The 6000-nt window shown below is 72.1% G+C and carries 6 protein-coding genes; 5 read left to right on the top strand and 1 reads right to left on the bottom strand.

The window, feature by feature from the left end; translation table 11 throughout:
* The 3 genes from AB6N24_RS14385 to AB6N24_RS14375 form a co-directional block, all read left to right on the top strand.
* The coding region (locus tag AB6N24_RS14385; RefSeq protein WP_412870072.1) for an alkyl sulfatase dimerization domain-containing protein at positions 1 to 1059 on the top strand (1059 nt) is incomplete at its 5' end.
* Between the two features lie 52 nt (positions 1060 to 1111).
* On the top strand, positions 1112 to 1780 hold the full coding sequence (locus AB6N24_RS14380) for a GAP family protein (RefSeq protein WP_412870071.1): 669 nt from the start codon (positions 1112 to 1114) through the stop codon (positions 1778 to 1780).
* 118 nt (positions 1781 to 1898) lie between these two features.
* Positions 1899 to 3644 carry a SulP family inorganic anion transporter gene (locus tag AB6N24_RS14375; RefSeq protein ID WP_412870070.1) on the top strand — a complete coding sequence of 582 codons (1746 nt, stop codon included), beginning with the start codon at positions 1899 to 1901 and terminating at the stop codon, positions 3642 to 3644.
* A gap of 119 nt (positions 3645 to 3763) precedes the next feature.
* Here AB6N24_RS14375 and AB6N24_RS14370 read toward each other — a convergent pair whose 3' ends face one another.
* Positions 3764 to 4336: an ANTAR domain-containing protein gene (locus AB6N24_RS14370; RefSeq protein ID WP_412870069.1), complete on the bottom strand. Its 573-nt coding sequence runs from the start codon at positions 4334 to 4336 to the stop codon at positions 3764 to 3766.
* Between the two features lie 285 nt (positions 4337 to 4621).
* On the opposite strand from AB6N24_RS14370, the gene AB6N24_RS14365 reads away from it, so the two are divergent.
* Positions 4622 to 5266, top strand: a complete 645-nt coding sequence (locus tag AB6N24_RS14365) for a hypothetical protein (RefSeq protein WP_412870068.1) — start codon at positions 4622 to 4624, stop codon at positions 5264 to 5266.
* Between the two features lie 230 nt (positions 5267 to 5496).
* Positions 5497 to 5799 (top strand): hypothetical protein, encoded by a 303-nt coding sequence (locus AB6N24_RS14360; protein ID WP_412870067.1) that lies wholly within the window; start codon positions 5497 to 5499, stop codon positions 5797 to 5799.
* Positions 5800 to 6000 lie beyond the last annotated feature (201 nt).

Raw genomic sequence — 6000 nt, 5'->3', positions numbered from 1 at the left:
GCGGAGAACGCGAACCACTCGCTGCACAACATCCAGACGCTGCGCGGGGCCCGGACCCGCGACGCCCGCAACTTCGCCCGCTACCTCGACGAGACCCTGGTCCGCTGGGGCGACGAGGCCGAGGTGCACTTCGGCCCGCACACGTGGCCGGTATGGGGCAACGCGCAGGTCGTGCAGTTCCTGGAGTCCCAGCGCGACACCTACAAGTACATCCACGACCAGGCACTCCGACTCGCCAACCAGGGCCTCACACCTCTGGAGGCAGCGGAGCAGGTCCAGCTGCCGGAGGCCCTGGCCCGCCGCTGGTTCAACCGCGGGTACCACGGGACGGTGCACCACGACGTGCGGGCGGTCTTCACCAAGGAGCTCGGCATGTGGGACGGCGACCCCGTCTCGCTGCACCCGCTGCCTCCCGAGGAGTCCGCGCAGCGGTGGGTGCAGGCCTTCGGTGCGGACGCGCTGATCGCCCAGGGGCGGCGCGCCCTCGAGGCAGGTGACTACCGGTGGGCGGTGGAGGTGCTGCACACCGTGGTGTTCGCCGACCCGGGGAACGACGAGGCACGGCACCTCCAGGCGGACGCCTACGAGCAGATGGGCTACCAGGCCGAAGGCCCCCAGTGGCGGGGCATCTTCCTCACCGCCGCCCGCGAGCTGCGCGAGGGCGTCCAGCCCGCCCGGTACGCCTCCGCCAGCGCCGACACCATCGCCGCGATGCCGGTCGACATCCTGTTCGACTACGCCGCCGTGCACGTCAACGGCGACAAGGCCGCCCAGGTCGAGATCCGCGTCGACGTCGAGTTCACCGACCTCGACCAGAACTGGACGTTCTGGGTCGCGAACGGCGTCCTCCACGCCCGCCCCGCTGCCGTCGGTGCACCGCTCACCGTGCGGGGGCCCAAGGCGGCCGTCACCGGAGTCCTGCTCGCACCGCGTTCGCCGACGGCGAAGCACCTCCTGGACACCGGAGCCGTCACGCTCACCGGAGACCGGGCGCAGCTGGACACCTACGCCTCCGTGCTCGACGAATTCGACCCGAACTTCCCGATCGTCACCCCGTGACGGCGCGGCGTGCTCCAGGGGTGGGCGACACCGCTGCGCGGGTGGCGGGCTGATGGGACCGGCGATCGGGCAGTCGCTGCCCGTGGCGATCGGGATCCTCCTTTCGCCCATGCCGATCGTCGCGGTCGTCCTGATGCTGGTGACGCCGCGAGCCCGGGCCAACAGCGTGGCGTTCGTGCTGGCCTGGCTCGTCGGCCTCTTCGTCGCGGGCACAGTCGTGCTGCTCATGGTCGGAGCGGCGTCCGCGGACGCCGGGGCGACACCGGTGTGGCTGTCGTGGATCAAGATCGTGCTGGGCCTCGGCGCCGTGCTCGTGGCCGTCCGTCAGTTCCGGGGCCGACCCCGACCGGGCGTCGAACCGCCGGCCCCGAAGTGGATGGCGGCGATCGACGCCTTCACCCCGGTCAAGGCCGCCGGGCTCGGGCTGCTGCTGAGCGTCGTGAACCCGAAGAACCTCCTGCTCCTGGTCTCCGGTGCCGCGGCGATCGCCGGAGCCACCTCGGACCGCGGCACCCAGCTCGCCGCCCTGGCGGTGTTCACCGTGGTCGCGACCCTCGGCGTGGCGGCCCCGGTCGTCGTCTACCTCGCCACCGGGCCGCGCGCCGCCCACCTGCTTGAGGAGGTCCGGGTCTGGATGGTGCACAACAACGCGGTCATCGTGGCCGTGCTGATGCTGGTGATCGGCGCGAAGCTGGTCGGGGACGGGATGAGCGCCCTATGACCACCGACGGCCGCGCCGACCTGGGTCTCGACCGCATCTGGGCCTCCGGAGACGTCGCTCAGCGATGACCGCTGTGCTCCCGGGCGGATCCCCTGCCGGCCGGCGCCGGGTGACGCCGGTGCTGTTCCCCAGCCTGCGCGGGTACCGGCGCAGCTGGCTCCGCACGGACCTCGTCGCGGGCCTGACGGTGTGGGCCGTCCTCGTGCCGGAGTCCCTCGCCTACGCGACGATCGCCGGGGTGCCGCCGGTGGTCGGCCTGTACTCGGCGGTGCCCGCGCTGGTCCTCTACGCGGCGCTCGGCAGCTCCCGTCACCTCGTGGTCGGGCCGATGTCCGCCACCGCCGCACTCTCGGCGAGCGTGGTGGCCGTGTTCGCCCCGGCCGACGCCACGGTGTTCGTCCTGATCACCTCGGCCGTCGCGCTCGTCACGGGCGTGCTGTGCGTGCTCGCCGGTCTCGCGCGACTGGGGTTCCTGGCCTCGTTCATCTCCGAGCCGGTGCTCAAGGGGTTCATCGTCGGCCTGGCGCTGATCATCATCGTCGGTCAGGTCCCGGCGCTGCTCGGGGTGGAGAAGGGCACGGGCAACTTCTTCGAGAAGGCCGCCGCGGTGCTCTCCGAGCTCGGTGACGTCCACTGGCTCACCGCCGCGCTCGGTCTCGCCTCGCTCGCCGTCGTCCTCCTGGTCAAGCGGTTCGCTCCCGCGGTCCCCGGGTCGCTGCTCGTGGTCGGCCTGGGCGTGGCCGCGGTCCTGCTCCTGCGGCTCGACGAGAGCGGCGTCGACGTCGTCGGGCCCATCGAGGCGGGTCTGCCCGCGCTCGGCGTCCCCGCGGTCGACCGGACCACCTGGACCGACCTCGTCGGCCCGGCGGCCGGCGTCATGCTCGTCGGCTTCGCCGAGGCGCTCGGCGCCGCCAAGACCTACGCCGCACGAGCCGGCTACGACATCGACCCCGACCGGGAGCTCCTCGGCATGGGCGCCGCGAACCTCGGCTCCGGGCTCGCCGCCGGAATGATCGTGAACGGCAGCCTGTCCAAGACCGCGGTCAACGGCGGCGCCGGAGCCCGGTCCCAGCTCTCCGGGCTCACCGCCGCCGCGCTCACCCTCGTCACGCTGCTCTTCCTCACCCCGGCGTTCGAGTCGCTGCCCGAGGCAGTCCTCGCCGCCGTCGTCATCGCCGCCGTCGTCGAGCTCGTCGACATCCGCGCGCTGCGCCGGCTCTGGGGGCTCGCGACCCCGCGGCTGCGCCGCCTGTACGGCTCCGCGGCCCGCTACGACGCCTACGCCGCCCTCGCCGCGATGGCCGGCGTCCTCGTCCTCGACACCCTCCCCGGCCTGGTCATCGGGATCGTGCTCTCGATGCTCCTGCTGCTCGCCCGCGCGTCCCGACCGCACGTCGCCGTCCTCGTGCGCAACCGCGACGGCGTCTGGGTCGACGCAGCCCGCCGGGCAGCCCGACTCGCCGCCCCGTCCCAGCCCGCACCTCGCGCGGACGAGCCGCGTGCCCCCGCGCCCGGGCCGGGAACAGTCGACGGGGTGCTCGTGGTCCGACCGGAGGCCGGCCTGTTCTTCGCCAACGCGGAGAACGTGCGCACCATCGTGCGCGACCTCGTCGCGAGCCAGCGGCCCCAGGCCGTCGTGCTCGACGCCGAGACCGTGCCGTTCGTCGACTCCGCCGCCGCCGAGATGATCGTGACCCTCCACCGCGACCTCGCCCGCGCCGACGCGACCCTCGTCGTCGCCCGCGACATCGGCCAGGTCCGCGACGTCCTGCGCGGCACCGCCGACGCCGACGACCTGCCCACCCTTTACCCCGACGTGGACACCGCCGTGACCGCCGTCACCGCCTCGGACCCGCCGAGCTGAGCACCGGCCGGATGAGGAGTTCCCACGATCGAGTCCTCGCCCGCAGCCGCCGGACGTCGGACCTCGCCATGAGGACCGGAGCAAGAGTGCATGTACTCAAACGTTCGTTTAAGTACAGGTCAGCCTTGAGACGCGGGGGCAGCCGCGGTCGCGGAGAGGTCTTCGACAAGGGATGCGGCGACCTCTCGCAGCTTGATGTTGCGGTTCTGGGACGCGCTGCGCAGGATCGAGAACGCCTCATGGGCGGTGCAGTGGTTCTGTCTCATGATCACGCCTGTCGCCTGGTCGATGACCGACCGGCTCTCCGCGGCTGCTCGCAGGTCGGCGGTGACGGCCTCCAGGTCGTGGATGTGGAGGCGGAGCGGGACGAGGTGGGCGATCACGTCGAGGTAAACCTCGGCCAGCTCGACCACCCGGCGCACCGGTGTAGCTGCGCTGTACAGGCACAGGTCCACGCGGGTGCCGTCGCTCAGGGCCCGCGCGAGGTTCACGACCGGCTCCGGTCCGTCCGGAGGGCGGCTGGTCACCCTCGGGCCGCCCGGGCGACGCACCTCGACCACGACCACGACCGCGTCGAGGTGGCATGCCGCGACGTCGGAGGCCTCCTGAACGAACTCCTGCAGCGAGGTCGGCGCGACGACGACGTGCTGCAGCTCGATCGTCGCGCGAGCACGCTCCTGGCGGAGAGTCATCTCGTCCGCGTCGCCGGCGGGCGCGCGGGCGACGGCGGCGGGGGGACTGGGCGAAGGGACAGACGCCTGCATCGGGACCACACCTCAGCGGACAGCGATCGTCCGGCACGTAGCCGTTCATCGCAGACGGTCCACTCAAGGGAGCAAGCTCGAAGAGCCAACGACCCCTCCAGCATGACCCCACCCGTCAACCGCAAGACCTGACGAGGAGCGCGCCGCCGCTACGCGTCGGATGATGGATACCCCGCAGGCCACGCCGGGTTGAAGCACCACCCCGGGCCTGCCATGCATTTCATCCCTCCGAGTCGCGAGGTCCTCGAGCACCTTGAGGTCACCACGCCCGTGCTCGGCGCCGACCTGCAGGCGCGCGCGCGGCGCATCGCGGACCGCGTGCCCTCGTGCGTCGCGGTCAGCGCGGTGCTCGGTCCCACGGCCCTGACACTGGCGCTGCTCGCCGACCCCGACGCCGCCATCCCGCCGCCCGCGCCGATGCGCACGGAGCCGACCAGCGACGACGCGCTGGACGAGCTGGCCTGGCAAAAGCAGCGCGCCGAGGACCCCGACGCGCGGTGCGCCGCTAGCCTCGCCCTACCCTTCCCGACCTCGGTCGGGGGCACTGGCCACCTGACGATCTACGCCGCCGACCCCCGCGCGTTCGACGACGTCGACCTCGTGCGCGCCGCCGCTGGCCTGCCCGACGAGATCCCCGTGGCGAACCATGACCTCCCCATGCGCAGCCTCGACGACGCCCGCGCCGGGCTCGGTGCCCTCGCCGCGCTCGACACCGTGGAGCTCGCCGTCGGGTTCCTCGTGGGCGCCCTGGAGGTCGCCCCCGACGAAGCCCGCCAGATCCTCCGACTCGGCGCCGCGCGCCGCGGCGTCGACCTCGCCACCCACGCCAGGACCGTGCTGCACCCCTTCGATCGCTAGCGTCACTGCGGTGACCCTCACCCAGGTGCTGTCGGTCGTCGCAGCTGCGGGCGGCGCGATCGGGCTCGGCCTCGTAGGTGCGTGGGCGATCGAGCGATACAGGTCCCGCCCTTAGCTCGGCAGAGCGCCGGGACGTACATGCACTCAACCGTTCGTTTAGGTACACCTGCTTTCGTTTCGCGCGTCGCCGACTCGAGGCTCAGACGCGGGTGCGGTGCGACGATGCGGTCATGAGCGGACAGTGCCCGGCCACTGCTCTTGCCGATGGCAGCGACACCGAGATGGTGCGGTGCACGATCGCGCACCCGCACACAGGAGCGCACTGGCATCCGAGAAAGCCGCTCTGGCCGGCGGAACCGCCGCGCCGCGGGCTGCGAACAGCAACCGTCAGCGAGCTCGAACAGTTGCGCGGGCGCCCGCTCCTCGCCTTCTTCGTCGCCTTCATCTGGCCGGCGCTGATCTTCGTGATCAGAGCATCCCCGTGGATCGCTGGCCTGTGCCTCGTCTTGTGGCTCTACGGACGAAGCCGATGACGCGGCGTTGTGCAGGGCTGGGCGGTGGAGGCGCGACCTACGGCAGGACGGCACGTCGACCATGTCGTCCGTGCGGCGATGTCATCGCATCAGAAGCATGGGACACCCATCTGGACCTGACTTCTGGTACGCCCTGGTGGCGCGTTCGGGCGTCGCTCTCGGGCTGGCGATCGCCGTCCCACTTCCTTGGAAGTGGGACTC

Source organism: Cellulomonas jepli (assembly GCF_047229345.1).
Classification (GTDB): Bacteria; Actinomycetota; Actinomycetes; order Actinomycetales; family Cellulomonadaceae; genus Cellulomonas_A.
The sequence above is the reverse complement of the archived record's forward strand: the minus strand, read 5'-3'. Positions and strand labels throughout refer to the sequence as shown.

What these genes read in the sequence shown, in the direction of transcription:
- AB6N24_RS14360 (WP_412870067.1), top strand. Translation starts at nt 5,497, where the DNA reads ATGAGCGGACAGTGCCCGGCCACTGCTCTTGCCGATGGCAGCGACACC.
- AB6N24_RS14380 (WP_412870071.1), top strand. Translation starts at nt 1,112, where the DNA reads ATGGGACCGGCGATCGGGCAGTCGCTGCCCGTGGCGATCGGGATCCTC.
- AB6N24_RS14370 (WP_412870069.1), bottom strand. Translation starts at nt 4,336, where the DNA reads ATGACTCTCCGCCAGGAGCGTGCTCGCGCGACGATCGAGCTGCAGCAC.
- AB6N24_RS14365 (WP_412870068.1), top strand. Translation starts at nt 4,622, where the DNA reads ATGCATTTCATCCCTCCGAGTCGCGAGGTCCTCGAGCACCTTGAGGTC.